Consider the following 21,456-nt stretch of genomic DNA (forward strand, 5'->3'; position numbering starts at 1 on the left):
GATTTCCAATCACGCGCAAATTGCCTAGTCTGCCGGCCAAAAGGCCGGAGGGCCAGGCATGAGGCAGATATGGGCAGACTGATCACACTCACCGCGTTGATCTGGGCACTGGCAGCAGGCGCCTGGGCGCAAGGCGGCAGCGGCTTCAGCGGGCTGGCGCGCATTGATGCCGGGGCCAGCCAGGTGCGCGATGCCGGGCCGGGGGCAGAGATCACGCTGGGTCTCAGCCAGGGGGTGCCGTACCGGCTTTTCACCCTGACGGAACCGCCGCGTTTGGTTCTGGATTTCCAAGAGGTCGACTGGACCGGGTTGACGGCAGAGAAGCTGCTGCAGGGGGATCAGGTCACCGCGGCGCAATTCGGCACTTATGTTCCCGGCTGGTCGCGTCTGGTGCTGCAACTGGCGGGACCGATGAGGGTGGCCTCTGCCGCTTTGTCGGTTGATCAGGTGACAGCGGCCGCAACACTGACAGTTGCGCTGGAACAGGTCACAGCGGAGGAGTTTGCCGCCAGCGCCGGGGCACCGCAGGACCCGCGCTGGGACCTGCCCGCACCGGAACCCATGGAGGCGAAGGCGGCGCGGGATGAGAACGCGCCGTTGCTGGTGATGCTGGATCCGGGCCACGGCGGTATTGATCCAGGTGCTGAGACAGAGGTTGTCGTAGAAAAGCACCTGATGCTGCAATTTGCCCGGGAGCTGGGCGAGGCGCTGGTGCGGTCCGGCCAGTTCACCGTGTTGTTGACCCGCGATGACGATTATTTTGTCTCGCTGGAGCGCCGCATCGCAATGGCGCATCAGGCGGGCGCGGACGTGTTCATTTCGCTGCATGCGGATACGATTTCCGAGGGCCGCGCCCACGGCTCGACCGTTTATACCCTGTCCAAGGAGGCCTCGGACGCGGCTTCAGCCAAACTGGCGGAGCGGCATCTGCGTGGTGATCTCTTGTCCGGCACCGACCTTAGCCAAGCGGACGACGGCGTGACGGCTGTGATGCTGGATTTGGCCCGGCAGGAAACCCAGCCGCGCAGCGACGCGCTGGCGGCGGCGCTGATTGACGGGCTGCGGGCGCAGGGCCAGCCGATCAACAACCGGCCGTTGCGCTCTGCCGGGTTTTCGGTGCTGAAATCTGCTGACATCCCCTCCGTCCTGGTCGAGATCGGCTTTTTGTCCAGCAAGCGCGACCTGAAGAATCTGGTGGACGCGGAATGGCGTGCCAATGCAGCCCGCGGTATTCTGAACGGGCTGATTGCCTGGCGCATCGAAGATGATGCCCGCCGGGCGCTGGTGCGGCAGTAGGCATATTTGCGCCGGAATCAGCGGACCATCCGCAAAACGGGGCCGGGTGCGGTGAAATCTGCTAGGATTTTCCCACCTTCCCCGGCGCCTATCCCCTGTTTCCCGTTTTGACGTGGACGCTTGCCGTCCCTATATAGGCGGCACCCCGCGTGAAAGGCCAACATCCGTGCTCAGGTTCATATTCTCTTTCTTCGGCTCCATCTTCAGCACCATCACCCTTGGCGTGGCGATGGTGGCGCTGACCATTGGGGCGGTGTTCTGGATCTATGGGCGCGACCTGCCGAGCCATGAATCGCTGGCCCAGTACCAGCCGCCGACGATCAGCCGGATCTATTCGGGCGAGGGGCACCTGATTGACGAATTCGCCAAGGAACGCCGCCTGTTCACCCCGTCGCATGAGATCCCGGATCTGGTGAAACAGGCCTTTATCTCGGCGGAAGACAAGAACTTCTACAGCCATTCCGGTTATGACGCCCGCGGTATCGCCGCAGCGGCGATCGAGGCGGTGCGCTCGCGCGGGCAGAACGTGCGCGGTGCCTCCACCATTACCCAGCAGGTGATGAAGAACTTCCTGTTGTCCGGCGATCGCCGGGCCGAGCGCAAGATCAAGGAGATCATCCTCGCCACCCGGCTGGAGGAAACGCTCGACAAGGAACGCATTCTGGAGCTGTACCTGAACGAGATTTTCCTCGGTCAGAACTCCTATGGCGTGACCGCGGCGGCGCAGACCTATTTCAACAAGACCCTGAGTGAACTGGAGCCGCATGAGGCGGCGACGCTGGCCTCGATGCCCAAGGCGCCGTCGGATTATCACCCGGTGCGCCAGAAGGAGCGCCTGCTGGCGCGGCGCAACTATGTGCTGCGGGAAATGCGCGAGAACGGCTATATCTCCAAGGACGTCTATGAGGTCGAGGTGGCGCAGCCTCTGCGCTCTGTCCAGAACGGCGATTTCGAGGGCTTCCGCACCACGCTGCCGCCGCGCGACTATTTCACCGATGAAATCCGCCGCCAGCTGACAGAGGACTTCGGCGAGGGCGAGTTTTTCACCGGCGGCTTCACCGTGCGCGCGACTATCGACCATGACATGCAGGCCGAGGCGGCGCTCGCGATGCGCGGCGGCCTGGAGAAATACGACCGCTCCCGCGGCATCTGGCGCGGCACCGGTATCAAGCTGGAAGAGGAACAGCTAAAGGATGAACCCACTTGGCGTGCAGCGCTGGCAAACGCCGATGTCTCCCGCGATATTGTGCTGGGTGGGCGCTGGTATCCGGCAGTGGTGCTGGAGGTCGGCGACAAGTCCCTGACCGTTGGTGTCGAACACAGTGAAGGCACAGGTTCTGTCCCGCGCTCTGACATCAAGTGGATGAAAGGCAGCTTTGCCGACAATTTCACCCGCGGCGACGTTGTGCTGGTCCGCGCCGAGAAGAAGGACGATGCCTTCAGCCACTGGTCGCTGCGGCAGGTGCCTGAGGTCCAGGGCGGCTTTGTTGCGATGGACGTGAACTCCGGCCGGGTTCTGGCGATGCAGGGCGGCTTCTCTTACCAGCATTCGGTGTTCAACCGTGCCACCCAGGCGATGCGCCAGCCCGGTTCCAGCTTCAAACCCTTTGTCTATGCCGCGGCACTGGACAGCGGCTACAGCCCGGCGACCATCGTCGTCGACGCCCCGATCGAGATCAACACGCCGCAGGGCCTGTGGCGGCCGAAGAACTCCACCAACAAGTTCTACGGTCCGACGCCCTTGCGCACCGGCATCGAGATGAGCCGGAACCTGATGACTATCCGCCTGGCGCAGGAGGTCGGGATGCCGGTTGTGGCGGGCTATGCAGAACGCTTTGGCGTCTATGACAATATGGGGCCGTTCCTGGCCAACTCTCTCGGGGCGGAGGAAACCACGCTTTATAAGATGGTGGCGGCCTATGCGATGTTCGCCAACGGCGGCGAGCGGGTGCAGCCGACGCTGGTGGACCGGGTGCAGGACCGTTTCGGCAAGACCATCTACCGTCACGATGACCGTGACTGCGTCGACTGCTCCGATCCCACGCTGGCGCCCGGTCAGGCCCCGCGCATTGTCACCGACCGCGAACAGGTGATGGACCCGATCACCGCCTATCAGCTCACCTCGATGATGAAGGGCGTGGTTGACCGCGGCACCGCATCGAGCGTGATCAACCTTCCGGTGCCCACCGCGGGCAAGACCGGCACCACCAACGATTCCCGTGATGTCTGGTTTGTCGGCTTCACATCCAACATCGTGGCTGGCTGCTACATGGGCTTTGACCAGCCCCGCCCGATGGGACGCGGCGCCTATGGCGGCACCATGTGCGGCCCGGTGTTCCAGCAGTTCATGAAGAAGGCGACCGAAAAATTCGGCGGCGGCCCGTTCGAGGTGCCGGAAGGCGGCCATTTCATCAAGATCGACCGCTACACTGGCGCGCGGCTGCCTGACGGCGCCTCTGGTGCCTATGTGGTGGCGGAGTATTTCCGCGACGGGGCTGAACCGATCTTCGGCCTGACCTATGACGGCGGCTTTGCGATGGGGTCGAACCTGCCGCTGATCGAGGAAGTTCAGCAATCCGGCCGCCAGGTCACCACCTCCAGCGGCGGCACTGCGGTGCTGGGACCCAAGGCGACCTTCGGCACGGTCAGTTCCGGCGGGCTTTACTGATCCTGCGGCGCGCGCGGTAGCAGCAGCGCGGCCTCCTGGCGTGAGGCACAGAGGCGGGCGGTGCGCCCGCCTTCGCCGCTGTGCCAGCGCAGGTCGGGCATGATGCGGAACAGTTCCTCGCGCACCGGTTCTTCCAGCGCTGAGACCGCCTGAATACCCGGGTGGAAGCTCTCGGAGGCGGCGCCCTCGGCATAGATGATCTCGTGCTGGCCAAACAGCACATGCACATAGGTCACGGTGCCGCCTGGCTCCCGCCGGATGGTGCGGTCATTGAGCATATGCACGGCAGAGACCAGCACCTCGCTCTCACCAAACAGCAGGCTGGCCTGGGACCCGCTGAACAGCATCCGGTGCTGCGGTGAGACCAGCAGGTCGCGCTCCGCCCCGAACTGGCCCGCCTTGATGCGGATCGGAGCCAAGTTGCCCGTCGCGGGCACCGTTGACTGGCTGATCCAGCGCACTGGCTGCAGGCCGTTGTCGCGGGTCATCACCAGATCGCCGGGACGCAGGGTTTCGATGGCGCGCAGGCCCCCAGACGTGGCGATACGGGTGCCTGCGGTAAAGCAGATGATGTTTTCGATGCCGGAAAAGTAGACGGTACTGCCGTCCAGCAAGGTGGCGCTGCCGGTCTTGCTGCCGCCGGTGTCATCAGTAATGACCAGCGTGCCCTTGTCCAGCTGGCCATTGAAGTCCAGCGTGTCGCCAGTGGTTTCGCCGTCATTGCCGCCAGTTATGGTGATGTCGCCGGTGACGAAGGCTTCGTCGGACACGATTGTGAAATAGTCGTCACCTGCGCCGCCGCTGGCAGAATCCCCTTCGCCAGCAATTATGCTGTCGTCGCCCGCGCCGCCGTCCAGCGTATCGGCACCGCTACCACCGGATATCGTGTCATCGCCGCCCTGGCCATAAATCACGTCATCGCCGTCGCCGCCGTCGATGCTGTCATCCCCGTCCGCGGGCACTTCCGGGGGCACCGCAAAGGTGATGTCGGTGACCATGTAGTCGGAGCCGTCGGTGCCATCGGTCTGCAGGTTGGCGGACAGCACCAGTTGGTCGAAGTCGCCATAGCCACTGATGTCGATGGTGCCGGTGCCAGAGCCCGCAACATCCTCAGTGAAATCCCCTTGGGCGACCAGAACGCCGTCCTTGTAGATGGCCCAGTGGCCCTCTTCGCCGTTCGACTGGGAATAAAGATGCTTAAAGGTGACGCTGACATCGTCGGTATCCTGGTCGAAGTCGACGATCAGTTCCTCTGACACGCCTGAGGCTTTGTCATATCCGATCTGGGCGTCAACCCCGCTGTCAGAGTCGGAAATCGCACCGGCCACGCCATAGCCGCCATCGTAGTAGTCGATGTTGGCAGCACTGGTGTTGCCTGCAACGGTCTTAGCCGTGACGGTGAAACCGCTGCTGGTGTCGGTGACATTGGCGTCGGTGATGCTTTGGTCGGAGTCTGTCAGGCCCGCTTCGCTGCTGCTGTCGCCATAGATCGTGTCATCGCCGCTGCCGCCTGCCAGACTGTCGCCGCCTTCACCGCCGAACACCATGTCATTGTCGGCGCCGGCATCCACAGTATCGTCGCCAGCCCCGGCCTCGACCGTATCCTGGTTGCCGGAGGCGCCGCCGCCATTGCCGTTGTCGATCTGGTCGCCGTCGGCATCGGTGTAGCTGCTGTCGATGGTGTCTGCGCCACTGGTGCCCTCCACCGCGCCGTCAGTGTCAGAATAGGCGGGCGGGTTGTCGGCCGAGGCTGAGCTGAATGTGTCTGGCGGGCCGTAGTCCGGAACGAAGTAGACGTTTCCGTCTGTGGCCAGATAATAAACACCTGGCTCCAGCTCGTTGGTGTAAGGGGTGCCGCCGTGCGAGCCGGTCCAGCTCCAGTTGCCGGCTCCCAGGTTTTGGTCGGTTGTAAAAGAGGCATAGGTGGACGTGATCGTATCGCCGTGATCAAGCGATCCGTCTCCAAGCTGGACAAGATATCCGCTGGGCATGGCCCCAATTCCCCAAATACACCGCGAGCCGGCGGCACGCGCGTTCGAAAGCCCACTGTCAAGCAGACCCTGTTAATGCCGGGTATTTCGGAAGGCAGATAACGTGCAGCATTTTATCTGAATTTTCCGCAACGGCCGGGGAATGCCTGTGTGGCCTCGCCGCTTGCCCGCGGCGCAAGGGTGGTTTATCACGCAGTCCTGATCTCAGATTGCAAGGACCTCCCATGCGCGCGGAAACCCAGAACATCGTCGCAGACATCGAGAAATCGCTGGAGCTCTTGGCCCAGCGGATGAACTGGGAAACCGCCGAATACCGGCTGGAGGAGTTCAATGCGCGTGTTGAGGATCCGAACCTGTGGGATGATCCCGAAGCCGCGCAGAAGCTGATGCGCGAGCGCCAGGCGCTGGTGGATTCCATCGCGACCTACAAGGGCATCCAGCAGGATTTGTCCGACAACATCGAGCTGATTGAACTGGGCGAGATGGAAGACGATGCTGATGTCGTCAAGGACGCTGAGGAAGCTCTGGCGGCGCTCAAGGGCAAGGCTGCCGAGAAAGAGCTGGAAGCGCTGCTGGACGGCGAGGCGGATGCCAACGACACTTTCCTGGAAATCAACGCGGGTGCAGGCGGCACCGAAAGCTGCGACTGGGCCTCGATGCTGGCGCGGATGTATGTGCGCTGGGCCGAGAAGAAGGGCTACAAGGTCGAGCTTCAGTCCGAAAGCGCGGGCGACGAGGCGGGCATCAAATCCGCCGCCTACAAGATTTCCGGCCACAACGCCTATGGCTGGCTGAAATCCGAAAGCGGCGTGCACCGGCTGGTGCGGATTTCGCCCTATGACTCGGCGGCCAAGCGGCACACATCGTTCAGCTCCGTCTGGGTCTACCCGGTGGTGGACGACAATATCGAGATCGAGGTGAACCCTTCTGATATCCGCGTTGACACCTACCGCTCGTCCGGTGCCGGCGGCCAGCACGTCAACACCACCGACTCGGCGGTTCGGATCACTCACATCCCGACCGGCATCGTGGTGACCTCGTCTGAGAAATCCCAGCACCAGAACCGTGACATCGCCATGAAGGCGCTGAAATCGCGCCTCTACCAGCAGGAGCTGGACCGCCGCAACGCCGCCATTAACGAGGCGCATGAGGCCAAGGGCGATGCCGGCTGGGGCAACCAGATCCGGTCTTACGTGCTGCAGCCCTACCAGATGGTAAAGGATCTGCGCACCCAGCATGAGACCTCTGACACCAAGGGGGTTCTGGACGGCGATCTGGACGGCTTCATGGCTGCCACCCTGGCGCTGAATGTTGCCGGTAAAAGCCGCGCGGACGCGCAGGCTGAGGACTGATCCCGGCGATGTCTGGCCGGGGCATCTGACAGTTTTCAAGGGGCAGCCTGCATGGGCTGCCCTTTTTCTTTGTGCAGTTTCTGCTTCGGGCAGGTGCCGCTAAATCATGCATCTGCAAGGCATTTTATTCTGCGGATTTCGCGGCTAGGCTTAAATGAAGCATTTTTGACGCCGCTTTTGAAAAGGACGCAGGCCATCCGCGACCGGACAGAAAACAGGGCCTGCCGGAGGGGAGGAGTACCGCGATGACACCCGAAAAACCCTTTGGTGTGCCGCCGCTGCAGCCGGTCACGACGCAAATGCTGTTTGAGGCGCTGCGCCGGGGCTGGGCGGATTTCCGAAGGAAGCCGCTTTACGGGCTGTTCTTTGCTTCGGTCTATGTGCTGGCTGGCTGGCTGATGGCCTGGATCACCGTGCGTACCGGCACCACATACTGGCTGGTGCTGGCAGCCATCGGGTTCCCGCTGATCGGCCCCTTTGCCGCGGTTGGCCTTTATGAGGTGTCGCACCGGCTGGAACAGGGCAGGGGAATCGCAGTTGGCCGGATTTTGGGTGTCGTGGTGCAGCAAAGCCGCCGCCAGCTGCCGTCGATCTGCGCCATCATCGTGGTGGTTTTCCTGTTCTGGTTCTTTCTCGGCCATATGATCTTTGCCCTGTTCCTGGGGACTGCCACCATGACCAATATTTCCACCTCAGCGGAAGTGTTCCTGACTGCCAACGGGCTGATCATGCTGGCCGTCGGCACTGTAGTCGGGGCGCTGTTTGCATTGCTGCTTTACATGATCACGGTGATTGCACTGCCGCTGCTGCTGGACCGCGAGGTGGATTTCGTCACCGCGATGATTACCAGCTTTCAGTATGTGCAGCAGAATTTTGTGGTGATGATGATCTGGGCCGGAATGATCGCGGTTCTGACCTTTGCGGCGTTGCTGCCGTGGTTCCTGGGTTTGTTTCTGGTGTTGCCGCTGCTGGGCCACGCCACCTGGCACATCTACAGGCTGACAGACGCCAGTTAGCGTCAGTGGAAAGGTTGAGTGGTGTTGAGAAGGCGCCGGTGAAAGGGCAGCAGGGCGTCTTCATCGGCAAATCCGGCGCTGCGGGCGGCGGCCAGAACCTGGGCCGTGTCGCGGCCCAGATGCTCATAGACCATCCGCGTCACCCGCTCGCCGGTGCCGCTTTCGCGGACGGTGCGGGCGACGTAGCCTGACCAGAAGTTGTTCTGCAGCGAGGCAACCCGCGCCAGGTAGTTGAAGGAGTAGGTCATCGCCTTGCGCCGCGCGATGACAAAGGCAACGCCGTCCTCGTGGCCGCTGATGTAGCCGCGGAACTCCCGCACGCCGGGGCTGGCCGGCAGGCCCTGGCTGAGCATTGCCTCTTTGGCTTCGAACCCTTTGATATAGGTGACACCGGCCTCGCGGAACACATAGACCAAGCCGATCACGAACTTCTCTTCGTTGATGAAGCTGCGGCGGGTGAAGCGATAAAATCCGGAAGGGAAAAACTCTTCAGTCAGCTGCTGTACGCCGTGGCCCAGAAAGTCAGCCAGAAAGGCGCCATTTACAACCTGGCCAGCCTTGGAAAGAGTTTCGACAGGGTCAAGCAGAATGCGGGCGTCAACCTCAAAGAAACGGCAAATTCGGTCCAGAACATCAGGGCGCGGGAAACTTTCACCGGACAGGTACCGGTTGAATTGGGTGCGGTTGATCCCCAGCTGCCGCGACAATTCAGAAATCGACCGGTATTGCCGCGCCAGTTGACGCAAGTTGGCGCCAAACATGTTCCTTAAGTCAGCTGGAGAGCGGTTCTGGCTGTTCATTCGGGGTCCTGACTGTCCGGCTTTTACGTAGAATTTTCCCCTTTTACCGAAGGCTTATGCCAGTTTTCGGCATCACCGGACCGGTCTGTGCCGCCTACCTGCGTCAGGGGTGTCGCTAATTCACGTCAGAAGGCTAATTGAACTGACACAAAATGCAATAGCCCAACCCGATTTTTGTCATGTTGGCGTCAGCTTAATTGGTTCAGAATTGGGGGGCGGCAATACGAGGACTGGTATGATTGGAGTCATTTTATGGAGTGACGCCCCCCTGACCAAAGCCGTTATATGGTGCGACGATCAAGGGGACCTTGCTTTTTTCACAAACAAGGCTGACGCAGGCTTTCCAGAGCTGAACCCGGGTGATTGGGTTGAGTTTGACATAATCCTGAGTGGTAATATTCGAATTGCAGAAAATCTGTCTGTTGTCGTGGAGCAGGGCAGCCCTGATTTGGCCGACCGGCTGAGCGCAACAGCGGAATGCGGTGAGAAGGCGGAGCCCGATTGCCAGGAGCAGAAGGTTGTTCCCTTCCCGCTGCAGGCAGCAGAAAAGCGGCGCGTTTCCGCACCGCTTCGCAACGTTCAAGGATAACGCCGGCCCTTAACGGGCCGGGGACAGGGTCAGTTGCCGCGCAGAAGGGCGGCAACGCCGGTGCGGGCAATCTCGGCCAGACCCAGAGGGCGCATCAGATCGGCAAAGGCATCGATCTTTTCCGGCGCACCGGTGATTTCAAAGACAAAGCTGTTCAGGGTACTGTCGACCACGTTGGCGCGGAAGATATCCGCCAGCCGCAGCGCCTCGACGCGTTTGTCGCCTTCGCCTGCCACTTTCAGGATTGCCAGTTCGCGCTCCACTGCGGCGCCTTCGACCGTCAGGTCATGCACGTCGCGGACCGACACGATCCGGCCTAGCTGTGCCTTGATCTGCTCGATCACCTGCGGGGTGCCGGTGGTGACAATGGTGATGCGCGATAGGTGGCCGGTATGGTCCACCTCGGCCACGGTGAGGCTTTCAATGTTGTAGCCGCGGCCCGAAAACAGGCCGATCACCCGGGCCAGAACGCCGGGTTCGTTTTCCACCAGCACCGCAATGGTGTGGCGCTCCTGCACGTCCGAAAACGTCGGGCGCAGGTTGTAGGCGGAGTGGCGGTTGGAGCCTTTTTTGATATGCAGGGCAGACATTCGTGGTCTTCCTCTCGTATGTCGGTGCCAGGAAATTCGAATTTCCTGGCAAATTTCTTCGAAGAAATTTGCGGCGCCGCCGCGGTTACACCAGCACTGCGCCGCCGGCCTGGATGACGCCCTGCGTCTCAGCCTCGCCCAAGAGCATCTCGTTATGCGCCTTGCCCGACGGGATCATCGGGAAGCAGTTCTCGTGCTTCTCGACCAGGCAGTCGAAGATCACCGGCCCGTCATAATCGATCATTTCCATGATCGCATCATCCAGGTCTTTGGGATCGCTGACGCAGATGCCCTTGGCGCCGAAGGCCTCTGCGAGCTTCACGAAATCAGGCAGTGCCTCGGACCAGGAGTGGCTGTAGCGTTCGCCGTGCAGCAGCTCCTGCCACTGGCGCACCATGCCCAGGCGCTCGTTATTGAGGATGAACTGCTTCACCGGCAGGCGGTACTGCACAGCGGTGCCCATTTCCTGCATGTTCATCAGCCACGATGCCTCGCCCGCGACGTTGATCACCAGCGCGTCCGGATGCGCCATCTGGGCGCCGATCGAGGCCGGGAAGCCATAACCCATGGTGCCAAGCCCGCCTGAGGTCATCCAGCGGTTCGGATCCTCAAAGCCCAGGTATTGCGCCGCCCACATCTGGTGCTGCCCGACCTCGGTGGTGACGTAACGGTCACGGCCTTTGGTCAGCTCCTCCAGGCGCTGCAGCGCGTATTGCGGCTTGATGGTCTTTTCCGAGTTCTTGAAGGACAGGCAGTTCACCGCGCGCCATTCGTTGATCTGCTTGTGCCACTTGTCCAGCGCCTCGCGGTTCACCTTGCGGCCGCGCGACTTCCAGACCTTCAGCAGGTCCTCCAGCACATGGGCCACATCGCCGACAATCGGGATATCGACCCGGATCACCTTGTTGATCGAGGAGGGGTCGATGTCGATATGGGCTTTCTTCGACTTCGGGCTGAAGGCGTCGATGCGGCCGGTGATCCGGTCGTCGAAGCGGGCGCCGATGTTGATCATCAGGTCGCAGCCGTGCATCGCCATGTTGGCCTCGTAAAGGCCGTGCATGCCCAGCATCCCCAGCCAGTTCTTGCCGGAGGCCGGATAAGCGCCCAGCCCCATCAGGGTGGAGGTGATTGGAATGCCGGTGGCATCGACCAGCTCACGCAGCAACTGGCTCGCTGCAGAGCCGGAGTTGATGACGCCGCCGCCGGTATAGAACACCGGGCGCTTGGCCTTTTCGATGGCCTCGACCAGCTCGGTGATCTCTTCCATATCACCTTTGACCTGGGGCTGGTAATGCGAGGCCGACGGCTTCGGGCCCTGATACTTGCCATTGGCGAACTGCACGTCCTTGGGGATGTCGACCAGAACCGGGCCGGGGCGGCCGGATTTGGCGACGTGGAATGCCTCGTGCAGGGTGCCGGCCAGCGCATCGGTGTCCTTGACCAGCCAGTTGTGCTTGGTGCAGGGGCGGGTGATGCCGACGGTATCCGCCTCCTGAAAGGCGTCGGAGCCGATCATGAAGGTCGGGACCTGGCCTGTCAGAACCACGATCGGGATCGAGTCCAGGAGAGCGTCGGTGAGACCTGTGACCGCATTTGTGGCACCGGGACCGGACGTCACCAGCACAACGCCGGGCTTGCCGGTGGAGCGGGCATAGCCTTCGGCGGCGTGGACCGCGCCTTGCTCATGGCGGACCAGCACGTGACGAATGTCATTCTGCAGAAAGATCTCGTCATAGATCGGCAGCACGGCGCCGCCTGGGTATCCGAAGACTACGTCCACACCCTGATCCTTCAGGGCTTGGACAACCATCTTTGCGCCGGTCATTTCACGTGTCATCTGCTTTTTGCTCCAATTGGCGGCATCGTCCGTTACGCATAAAAAAAGCCCCCGATTTCAGGTCGGAGGCGCATGGGTTCGATTATGGTCTACCGTTACCGGCCCATGCGCTTGGTTCCTACGATTACGACTAGGGTGGTCACTGCCACAGGCTCCTTCTTGCGTTGCGGGCGACATTATGTCTGCCGGACAGGGGCGTCAACCGCGAAAGCTGTCAAAAAACACCGGTTCAGGGACATTTTCTTGCTTGCAGGCGGGGGTGCGGCGAAATTTCCGCGAAAACGGGTGCGGTTTTCCGTGCGGATTCGTTCAAAACCGGCACCGGGATGTCCCGTTTGTGCCAGATCGGCCAAACCGCAGCAGGCAAGCTCACCTTAAAAGAGGCGACAGGGAAGGACATACAATGGCTGAACTTGCAGAACTGGTGGATCTGGGCCGGTATCCCATCGACCGGCCCGGCTCGCCTGCCTATGCGCGGATGATGGCGGACGTGCAAAGCGAGCTGGAGGCTGACGGCTGCGCGGTGCTGCCGGGATTTGTGCATGAAGACGGCATCGCCCGGCTGGCAGCAGAGGCAGATAACGTGGCGGATCAGGGGCATAAGTCGTTCAGCCGCACCAACGCATATTTCTCCAAGGACGATAAGTCGCTGCCGGAAACCCACCCGGTGCGCCAGTTCTATGACCGTTCCAACGCCTTTATTCCCGCCGACAATTTCGGCGCCGCCAGTCCGCTGCGGACAATCTATGAATTTCCCGGCTTCATGCCCTTCATCCGGGAGGCATTGGGCGAGCCGGAGGGCCGTTTCTTCCGCTATGACGACCCTTTGGCGGACGTGATAATTAACATGGTTGAGGAGGGCGACGGCTTCCCCTGGCATTTTGATACCAACAACTACACGGTGACACTGGCGATCCAGAACGGCGAGGCGGGTGGCGATTTCGAATACGCGCCGATGCTGCGCACGCCCACGGACGAGAACTACGACGGTGTGGCGCGGGTGCTGGCGGGCGGCTCGCCCCTGGTGCGCAGGCTGGTGCTGCAGCCGGGCGATCTGCAGATCTTCCGCGGCCGCTATTCATTGCACAGGGTAGCCCCGGTCGAAGGCCCGCGCAGGCGCTACGTCGGCATCTTCTCCTTTGTCGAGACTGAGGGCATGTGCGGCGGGGTGGAGCGCACCAGGCAGCTTTATGGCCGGGTGCTGCCGCGCCACTACGAGCGCGAAGGACTGCGTGCAGACGCGCTGCGGGACTGACAAAAACGGGCGCCCCGGGGGAGAGGGCGCCCGGACGGGCACAACAATGTTGCGGCAATGCCGAGGATTACTCCGTCAGCGCGTTATGCCCGAAATACAGAAACTCCTTGTCCATCCCCTGCACATCCGCCGCCGCCAGCGACAGAGAGGCGCCGTCCAGCATTTTGAAGCTTTTCTGGTCCTTTACCCAGGTGTCGGCGGGCTGCAGCGTCGACAACGTATAGGTGGTGGTCTCCGTCAGGTAGTGGGTAGGGATCACCACCTTGGGCTGGATACGTTCCACCAGCGCGTTGGCCTGCTCATAGGACAGGATGTGCTCGGAACCGTCGACCGGCAGGGTCAGCACGTCGATGCGCCCGATGGCATCCCAGAACCCGTCTGCCGGGTCGGGCCGGTTATCGCCCCAAATCAGGGTGCGGATGCCGCCGGTCTCCACCACATAGGTCACCATGTCCATGTGGCCCGGGTTGTTGGGCGGGCAGGCCTCAACCCCGAATTCCGCCAGGGCGTCGGTCCAGGGGTACCAGCCAGGTGCGACGCAGGCGTGCTTGTCGGCATAGCCAGTGATCTTGAGGTCCGCGAATTCGAAACTGCCGACCATCCGGTCCAGCACCATGGTTGATTGCGGGCGGTCGATGGCGTCATGGTCGAAATGGGTGTGGGTGGACATGGTGATATCCACCAGCGTTTCCGGGAATTTCTGCTTGAACCAAAGCCCCCAGGCACCGGAGGGATCGTCCCGCCACGGATCGAACAGGATGGAGGCGCCGCCGGGCGAGGTGATCTTGAGGGCGCAATGGCCGTAGAAATCGATCTTCACCTCGCCATCCGTAAAGGCGGACATGTTCTGCAGGTCGATCACGTGGTTGTTGTTGCCGGGCTGCAGCCAGTCGGTTGATTGCGCCTGTGCGCTGGTGCTGCCCAGCAGGCCGGCGGCCGTTCCGACGCCTGCTGCGCCTGCGGCTGCAAAGAAGCTGCGCCGGGACAGACCGGGCGCCAGATCATCCTTGCGGCCATCAAGCCTGGCCGGTTTCAGGTCCTTCTTTTGCTCATCCATTGGTTCCGTCTCCCTGTTGTTGTCTGGCCGCCGCCTTGGCGCAGCGATGCAAACAGGCTAGGCATCAACGGCTCTAAGGGGTGCCCCGGAAGATTGTGGGGGTAATATGGGGCCAATCCCCATAATTTGGGCAAATGTACCAGCGGCGGGTCCTTGCTGTGGAGGAAATCCGGGCCTTGGCGCACCTGCTGGTTTCTGGCAGCCTGTTTTCAAAGGATCCGGACGGAACCGGGCAGCTAATCACCTATTGGAGCGGGCAGAGAGCATGAACATCACACGGCGTCATTTCGGATTTGGCCTGGCAGCCTTGGGGCTGGGCGCCTGCAGCAGCACGGTACCGGCAGGCAGCGGCCCCAGCGGCACATCCGGCCTGCCTGCAGACCTGCGGCCGGTGCCAAACGCGGGTTATGACGCTTGGGTCGCCGCCTTTCGAACACGGGCAGAAGCCCGCGGCATTTCCCAATCCACCCTGCGCGCCGCCTTCCGCGGGGCAGGGTATCTGCCCGGCGTGGTCAAGCGCGACCGCAACCAGACCGAATTCAAACGCTCGCTGGAGGATTACCTCTCCATCGCCGTTTCGGACGAGCGCCTTGCCAAGGGCCGCGCCGCCTTTGCCCGCCACCAGTCCACGCTGCGCACGCTGGAGCGCAGCTATGGCGTCGATGCGGAAATTATTTGTGCGATCTGGGGGCTGGAGAGCTTCTTTGGCGAGCGCCGCGGCAACGTTCCGGTGATTTCCGCCACCTCGACGCTGGCCTATGACGGGCGGCGCGGAGCGTTCTTTGAAAAACAGCTGCTGGCGGCGCTGAAGATCCTGCAGAACGGTGACATCACCCCTGCGCGCATGACCGGCAGCTGGGCCGGAGCCATGGGGCATACCCAGTTCATTCCGACCTCTTATCAGGCCTTTGCGGTGGATTTCACCGGCGACGGCCGCCGCGACATCTGGTCGGAGGATCCGACCGACGCGCTTGCCTCCACTGCCGCGTATCTGCAACGGAACGGCTGGACCCGCGGCCTGAAATGGGGCGGCGAGGCCGGTGCGCCGGGCACCCCTTCGGGCCGCAGCCTGCAGCCGCAACCGGGCGGGCCGGTGTTCACCGTCACCAGCAACTTCAATGCGATCAAGCGCTACAACAATTCGGATGCCTATGCGATTGGTGTGGGCCATCTGGCCGACCGCATTGCCGGCGGCGCCCCGCTGCGCGCCAGCTTCCCGCCGGACAAATACGGGCTGACCAAGGATGACCGCATCCTGCTGCAGAAACGCCTGACCGCGCGCGGTTTTGACACCGGCGGCGCCGATGGGGTGCTGGGGCCGAAAAGCCGTGCAGCGATCAGCGCCTACCAGTCCAGCCGCGGCTTGCCGGCAACCGGCGACCCGTCGCAGGCACTGCTCAGCAGTCTAAACTAGCGGCTACTCCGCCGAACTCAGCGCAATCAGATGCTGGCGCAGGTTCTCGCGCCGGCTGAGACCCAGTTTCTGGCGGATGTTGTTGCGGTGGAAATCGATGGTGCTGGTCTCGCGTCCCAGGGTGGTGGCGATCTCCTTGGTGGTGCGGCCCATCATGATCAGCTGCATGATCTCTGTCTCCGCTGGCGTCAGCTGCTCCAATGTCTGTGCCAGCTTGGGCGAGAGCGCGGAGGTGATGTTCTTCAGATTGTCCTCGATCATCATCAGGTAGGCGCTCTGCAGTTCGCGGCCCGCATCCAGATGCCTGAGTTTGGCCACATAGGGCAGCACCATTCCCTTGATTTGCTGCACGATCTGCTGCTCGCTTTCGTGGCGCGATGCCTCCACGTTGTCGATCAGTACCCGCAGTGCGGTGTTGGCTTCCTCCAGCGCTTTGGTGCGGCGCTTGATGGTGTCCTCCCGCGCCCGCACCGTCTCGCGCAGTTCCGCCTGTGCCTGCTTTCGCTGGGCCACCTCCAGCAGCAGTGCCAGATCACCCTCGACCACCCGGCAGAACTCCTGCAGCCCTTTGCGGAACATCAGCGCGCGTTTGTTGCGGCGGGTGTCCAGCACGCAGATGGTGCCGTAAACCTCGCCATCGGGCCATTTGATCGGATAGCCGATATAAAAGGACATGGCGTGTTCCATGTCCTCATTGTCCTGCCAGCGCGGTTCGCACTGGGCGTCCTCGACCACCAGTTCGCCGTCGTTCTCAAAGACGCCGAAGCAATAGAGCTTTTCGTTCAGATGGTATTTGCGGCCCGGATAATAGGGGTTGTTCTCTGAAGTGTTGGAAACCTTGACCCGGTGGTCCAGATCGACCGTTGCCATGATCAGCGCGGCAGGCACATCGGTCAGCTCCGCCACCAGATCCACCACCCGCTGCCATTTGGCCTGGGTCTGCGGGGGGATTGCGGGCTTGTCTGTGGTCATGGCGCAGCTCCTTGACGCGCAAGGCTAGGGCAGGGGCTGCGGATCACAAAGGAAATTCTAGATGGCGTTCAGAACCCGGCGCCGGTGCCCTGCAGCACGCCATGCTCCAGCGCATAGCGGGTAAGGCCGGCGGTGGAGGAAATCCCCAGCTTGCGCTTGATGTTCTTGCGGTGAGTCTCGACGGTTCTGACAGAAATATCAAGCGTTTGCGCGACTTCCTTGTTGGACTTGCCCTGTGCCAGTTCCAAGAGGATCGTCTGCTCGCGCCCGGTCAGCGCCTCGCGGATATCGCCGTCCTTGGGTTTCAGCGAGCCGGCCGCGCCGGTGCAGAGGTAGGTCTTGCCCTGCATCACCGCGTCGATCGCCTGCTTGATCTCCTCTGTGGGAACATCCTTCAGAACGTACCCCATGGCGCCGTGGCTGAGCGCGGTGGAAATATATTCGGCGCTGTCATGCATCGACAGGATCAGGATCCGGGTGCCGGGGTGCTGTTCCAGGATGATCTCGGTGGCGCTCAGGCCGCCGAGCTTGGGCATGTTGAGGTCCATCAGCACCACGTCAGGCGCCAGCCTGCCCATCTGCTCCACGGCGTCACGCCCGTCGGTCAGGGAGCCGACAACTTCGATATCGTCATAGCTTTCCAGGATCGACTGGATGCCTTCGGCCACCATCGGATGGTCATCCACGATCAGAACTTTCACCGGATCAGCCATCATCCCCCCAACGACAGTTGTTGATGTTTCCCAAGGCCGCAGCTGCTTCCCCTGATCACGGCAGTTGCGCAGGTGCGCCTTCCTCTCCCGGCGGCAGCAGGTGGCTCAGGGGCAGGCTTGCCTCGATCACGGTGCCGCTCTGGGTGCCCCGTGATGACAGAATGCGCAAGGTGCCGTCAAGCTGCTCGATCCGTTCCTGCATGTTGCGCAGGCCGATCCCTGGTCCGGTGCGGGCGTCGCGCGGCGGCAGCCCGCGGCCGTTGTCAGAGATCCGCATGGTGGCGCCGCGGGTGTGGCCGCGCAGGTCGATGCTCACCTTGGTGGCCTCTGCGTGGCGTTCGATATTGGTCAGTGCTTCCTGCGCGATACGGTAGAGCGCAATCTTGGAATCCTGGTCCAGGCGGTTGCGGAACACCACGGTGGAAAACTCGGTCTCAATCCCCGTGCGGGCAGCGAAATCGTCTGTCAGCGCCTTCAGCGCGGGTCCCAGGCCAAGGTCGTCCAGCACCCCCGGGCGCAGGTCACGGCTGATCCGGCGCACCTCGGTAATCGCCGTCAGCAGGTTGTCGGTGCCCTTTTCCAGCGGTGCCTGGGCCGCCTCACTGTCGCCGCGAGACAGGCGGCGGCTTGTATTGTCCAGCGCATAGCGCACCCCCACCAGCAGCTGGCTGATGCCATCATGCAGCTCCCGCGCGACCCGGCCGCGTTCTTCTTCCTGAGCGTCGAACACCCGCTGGGTCAGCTCCTTCAGCTTGGCATCCGCCAGCCGCCGCTCGCGGATGTTCAGGAACATGCCGGAGGCAAAGACCAGCGCCAGTGACACCAAGGTGATGCCGCCGATATACAAGAAGGTGCGCCGCACCCGGGCCTCCACCTCCGCCCGCGAGGCGGCCACCGAGGCCAGCACATCGTCGATGAAGACGCCGGTGCCGATTGCCCATTGCCAGTCCTGCAGGCCCAGCACATAGGCGATCATCTGCGCCTCTTCGCCGGTGGAGGGCTTTTCCCAGGTGAAACTGTGCCAGCCAGCCCCGTCACGTGCGAGGCGGATGAACTCGTCCACCACCGGCACGCCGGCGCTGTCGGTCAGGCCTGCCCAGTTGCGGTTGATGTATTCGGTCTGCCGCGGGCTCACCAGGTTGGTGCCGTCATAGTCGTAGACGAAGAAAAAACCGTCCTTGCCATAGATCATCGCGCTCAGGATCTGGGTGACCTGCTCCTTGGCCGCCGCATCATCCGGCGCCGCCAGGCCGTAGATATGGGCAAAGCCGTTGCGGGCCTGGGTCACGTAGTTGCGCAGTTCCGCCTTCTTGGCCTCCAGCAGCTGCATTTCCAGCGCCTGAATTTCGCGTTCGGCCAGGGCACGGGACTGATAACCCACCACCAGCGCAATCGCAGTGCCTGCCACGATCAGGGGCAGGGTCATCAGCAGCGATAGTTTCTGCGCATAGTCGGGGCGCAGCAAAGAACGGAACAGGCGCATGAGCACTCCGCTGGAATGGGTCAGAATCGTGTACCGAATCATTGCGCAGCCGCCCAGAGGAATCAAAGGGGCAGGTGTGGTTTGCACTTTATGGATGAGCGGCAAGTTTTCACATCGCGCATGAAATGCATGCGATTTGCTGCAATTACCGGCAAAAACGTTCCGTTCTACGCAGTACTAGGTATTCACATAAAATTCACCGCCGCTAGGCTGACCGCACTCGAACCGATCCGCCTTGGGGGGACCTGGGGCAATCCGAATTGATAATGGGAGGAATAATTAATGGATCGCCGTTCTTTCTTGAAAACATCCGCGCTGGGCGGGTCCGCAGCAGCAGCCAGCACCCTGGCGGCACCGGCCTATGCCCAGGGCAACCGCACCCTGACCATGGTTACCACCTGGGGCCGCGGTCTGGCAGGCGTGCATGACTCGGCGCAGTACGTTGCCGACACCATCACCGCCATGTCCGACGGCAGCCTGACCATCGACGTCAAGGCCGCAGGCGAGCTGGTTGGCGCGTTCGAAGTGTTCGACGCCGTGACCGCGGGCCAGGCCGACATGTACCACGCCGCTGATTATTACTTCGTCAGCCAGCATCCGGGCTATGCCTATTTCACCGCCGTGCCGTTCGGCATGACCCCGCAGGAACTGGTGAACTGGTACTACCACGGCGACGGCCACGCGCTGCATGACGAACTGGGCCAGATCTTCGGCCTCAAGTCCTTCATCGGCGGCAACACCGGCCCGCAGGCCGGCGGTTGGTTCAACAAGGAAATCAAAGGCCCCGAGGACTTCAACGGCCTCAAGTTCCGGATGCCAGGCCTGGGCGGCAAGGCGCTGGGCAAACTGGGCGCATCCGTGCAGAACATCCCGGGCTCCGAAGTGTATCAGGCGCTGTCCTCCGGCGCGATCGACGGCACCGAGTGGATCGGCCCCTGGGCAGACGAAAAGGCTGGTTTCCAGGAAATCACCAAGACCTACTACACCGCCGGCTTCCACGAGCCGGGCGCGGCGCTGTCGGTTGCCACCAACCGCGAAGTGTTCGAAGGCCTGTCGCCTGCGCATCAGAAGATCATCGAGATGGCATCGGCTGCCGGCCACCAGTGGAGCCTGGCGCAATTCATGAACAACAACGGTGCAGCGCTGCAGCGCCTGCAGTCCGGCGGCGTGAAGACGCTGGAATTCCCCGACAGCGTCTGGGATGCCTTCGGCTCCGCGACCAAGGAAACCCTGGACGAGTTCATGGGCGACGAGCTGTTTGCAAAAATCCGCAACAGCGTTGAAGCTTCGATGAAAGCCTCCTCCGGCTGGATTACCAAATCCGAAGGCGCCTACCGCGTTCAGCGCGACCGCGTCCTGGGCTGATCCGCCTGACCGGCATCAACCGGATCCTCCGCCTGCGGCGGGGGATCCTTTTCCAGTTGCGTGACGCGGGACTTTGGCCGGCCAAACGGCCGCGCGCCTGACCCGCCGCAGCAAAGACCCCCGGGGGAAACATGCAGGAAGAGAGTGGCCTCACCTTCTTCGGCGCCATAGCGGGCGGATTGCTCTGGCTGGTCCAGAATATCGCCGGCGCCTTTTACAATTTCGGCTATGCCATCACCCATCCGCAGCTCTGGCTCGACTGGTCCGACAAGGCCTCGATCATGCGCTTCGTCTACTATGGCGGTTCGGTCGAGTTTTTCTTTGTCGTCTTCACCGCCTTCCTTGTGCTGACCGCCATCGGAATTTACTTCCGCGGCTTCATGTGGGGCATGGTCCGCGGGCTGGAGGGGCTGGCCAACACCGTCGGCCGCTTCTTTGCCTGGGCGGGCCTCCTGATGGTGCTTCAACAGATCATCATCGTCTTCATGCAGCGGGTGTTTGCGCGGCCCGACATCAGCTTTGGCTTTGGCATTCCGTTCAGCCAGGACATCAGCTGGTTTGCCGAAGAGTTGAAGTTCTACAATGCCTTGGTGGTCTGCCTTTGTGTGACCTACACCTTCGTGCAGGGCGGTCATGTGCGGGTGGACCTGATCTATTCCGGCATCAGCTTCCGCGCCAAGAAGGTCGTCGACATGCTCGGCTCGCTTTTGTTCATGATGCCCGCCGCAGTGCTGACCTGGATGTACGGCTGGTTTTTCCTCTGGCGGCACCTGATCGTGCCGAAGCCTTCGGCCTCGGACAGTCTGGACAGGCTGGTGATGAAGTCCCGCGCCTTGCGCTGGAACGTGGAGACCATCGGCTTCAGCCCTAACGGGTTCAACGCCTACTTCCTGTTCAAGATCCTGCTGGTGCTGTTTGCAGGCCTGGTGTTCCTGCACGCCATCGCCTTCTTCTACCGCTCCTTCCTGGAGTTCGTCGAAGGGCAGGGCAGCGAAAACAAATACCTCGACAAGGACAGCCTTGGAGAGGGTGAAGAAGCCTACGAAGGCACGCACTAA

Annotated in this window: 17 protein-coding genes; 9 read left to right on the top strand and 8 right to left on the bottom strand. The window is 62.0% G+C overall.

From position 1 onward, the window contains the following. Window positions 1–69 precede the first annotated feature (69 nt). Both RA25_RS05480 and RA25_RS05485 read left to right on the top strand, forming a co-directional pair. Complete coding sequence (locus RA25_RS05480; protein ID WP_039170628.1) at window positions 70–1,296, top strand: N-acetylmuramoyl-L-alanine amidase; 1,227 nt, start codon at window positions 70–72, stop codon at window positions 1,294–1,296. Window positions 1,297–1,462: 166 nt separating this feature from the next. Next, the gene (locus RA25_RS05485; protein ID WP_039170629.1) at window positions 1,463–3,964 is read left to right on the top strand and encodes a penicillin-binding protein 1A; all 2,502 of its coding nucleotides are present in this window, start codon (window positions 1,463–1,465) and stop codon (window positions 3,962–3,964) included. Here the strand turns inward: RA25_RS05485 and RA25_RS05490 are convergent. Then, complete coding sequence (locus RA25_RS05490) at window positions 3,958–5,955, bottom strand: Hint domain-containing protein (RefSeq protein WP_039170630.1); 1,998 nt, start codon at window positions 5,953–5,955, stop codon at window positions 3,958–3,960. The two genes, RA25_RS05485 and RA25_RS05490, sit on opposite strands and share 7 nt — an antisense overlap. A 224-nt stretch (window positions 5,956–6,179) precedes the next feature. Here RA25_RS05490 and prfB point away from each other — a divergent pair, with 224 nt between their 5' ends. After that, window positions 6,180–7,307, top strand: coding sequence for a peptide chain release factor 2 (gene prfB, locus RA25_RS05495; protein WP_039170631.1), 1,128 nt, complete (start codon window positions 6,180–6,182; stop codon window positions 7,305–7,307). A 245-nt stretch (window positions 7,308–7,552) separates the two neighbouring features. Further along, a complete protein-coding gene (locus RA25_RS05500) occupies window positions 7,553–8,323 on the top strand; it encodes a DUF2189 domain-containing protein (RefSeq protein ID WP_039170632.1) in 771 nt (256 codons plus the stop codon). Between the two features lie 2 nt (window positions 8,324–8,325). Here the strand turns inward: RA25_RS05500 and RA25_RS05505 are convergent, their stop codons facing one another. Beyond that, complete coding sequence (locus RA25_RS05505; protein WP_019296780.1) at window positions 8,326–9,123, bottom strand: helix-turn-helix domain-containing protein; 798 nt, start codon at window positions 9,121–9,123, stop codon at window positions 8,326–8,328. A 235-nt stretch (window positions 9,124–9,358) separates the two neighbouring features. Between RA25_RS05505 and RA25_RS05510 the strand changes: the two genes are divergently transcribed. Beyond that, window positions 9,359–9,712, top strand: a complete 354-nt coding sequence (locus RA25_RS05510; RefSeq protein WP_039145540.1) for a hypothetical protein — start codon at window positions 9,359–9,361, stop codon at window positions 9,710–9,712. Between the two features lie 29 nt (window positions 9,713–9,741). Here RA25_RS05510 and ilvN read toward each other — a convergent pair whose 3' ends face one another. Both ilvN and RA25_RS05520 read right to left on the bottom strand, forming a co-directional pair. Continuing rightward, window positions 9,742–10,302 carry an acetolactate synthase small subunit gene (gene ilvN / locus RA25_RS05515; RefSeq protein WP_019296778.1) on the bottom strand — a complete coding sequence of 187 codons (561 nt, stop codon included), beginning with the start codon at window positions 10,300–10,302 and terminating at the stop codon, window positions 9,742–9,744. 85 nt (window positions 10,303–10,387) lie between these two features. Beyond that, on the bottom strand, window positions 10,388–12,139 hold the full coding sequence (locus tag RA25_RS05520) for an acetolactate synthase 3 large subunit (RefSeq protein WP_019296777.1): 1,752 nt from the start codon (window positions 12,137–12,139) through the stop codon (window positions 10,388–10,390). 403 nt (window positions 12,140–12,542) lie between these two features. Between RA25_RS05520 and RA25_RS05525 the strand changes: the two genes are divergently transcribed. Continuing rightward, window positions 12,543–13,394 (top strand): HalD/BesD family halogenase, encoded by an 852-nt coding sequence (locus tag RA25_RS05525; protein ID WP_039170633.1) that lies wholly within the window; start codon window positions 12,543–12,545, stop codon window positions 13,392–13,394. Between the two features lie 67 nt (window positions 13,395–13,461). Here the strand turns inward: RA25_RS05525 and RA25_RS05530 are convergent, their stop codons facing one another. Continuing rightward, window positions 13,462–14,451 (bottom strand): MBL fold metallo-hydrolase, encoded by a 990-nt coding sequence (locus RA25_RS05530; RefSeq protein WP_039170634.1) that lies wholly within the window; start codon window positions 14,449–14,451, stop codon window positions 13,462–13,464. A gap of 265 nt (window positions 14,452–14,716) precedes the next feature. Here RA25_RS05530 and RA25_RS05535 point away from each other — a divergent pair, with 265 nt between their 5' ends. Continuing rightward, a complete protein-coding gene (locus RA25_RS05535) occupies window positions 14,717–15,865 on the top strand; it encodes a lytic murein transglycosylase (protein ID WP_039145543.1) in 1,149 nt (382 codons plus the stop codon). A gap of 3 nt (window positions 15,866–15,868) precedes the next feature. On the opposite strand, the gene RA25_RS05540 is transcribed toward RA25_RS05535, so the two are convergent. The 3 genes from RA25_RS05540 to RA25_RS05550 form a co-directional block, all read right to left on the bottom strand. Next, window positions 15,869–16,837: a LuxR C-terminal-related transcriptional regulator gene (locus RA25_RS05540; RefSeq protein WP_039170635.1), complete on the bottom strand. Its 969-nt coding sequence runs from the start codon at window positions 16,835–16,837 to the stop codon at window positions 15,869–15,871. Between the two features lie 68 nt (window positions 16,838–16,905). After that, a complete protein-coding gene (locus tag RA25_RS05545) occupies window positions 16,906–17,550 on the bottom strand; it encodes a response regulator transcription factor (protein WP_039171212.1) in 645 nt (214 codons plus the stop codon). A gap of 55 nt (window positions 17,551–17,605) precedes the next feature. Continuing rightward, window positions 17,606–19,033, bottom strand: coding sequence for a cache domain-containing protein (locus tag RA25_RS05550; RefSeq protein WP_039170636.1), 1,428 nt, complete (start codon window positions 19,031–19,033; stop codon window positions 17,606–17,608). A gap of 282 nt (window positions 19,034–19,315) precedes the next feature. Between RA25_RS05550 and RA25_RS05555 the strand changes: the two genes are divergently transcribed. Next, a complete protein-coding gene (locus RA25_RS05555) occupies window positions 19,316–20,398 on the top strand; it encodes a TRAP transporter substrate-binding protein (RefSeq protein ID WP_019296770.1) in 1,083 nt (360 codons plus the stop codon). 131 nt (window positions 20,399–20,529) lie between these two features. Further along, a complete protein-coding gene (locus RA25_RS05560; RefSeq protein WP_039170637.1) occupies window positions 20,530–21,456 on the top strand; it encodes a TRAP transporter small permease subunit in 927 nt (308 codons plus the stop codon).

Source organism: Leisingera sp. ANG-S5 (assembly GCF_000813925.1).
Taxonomy (GTDB): Bacteria; Pseudomonadota; Alphaproteobacteria; order Rhodobacterales; family Rhodobacteraceae; genus Leisingera.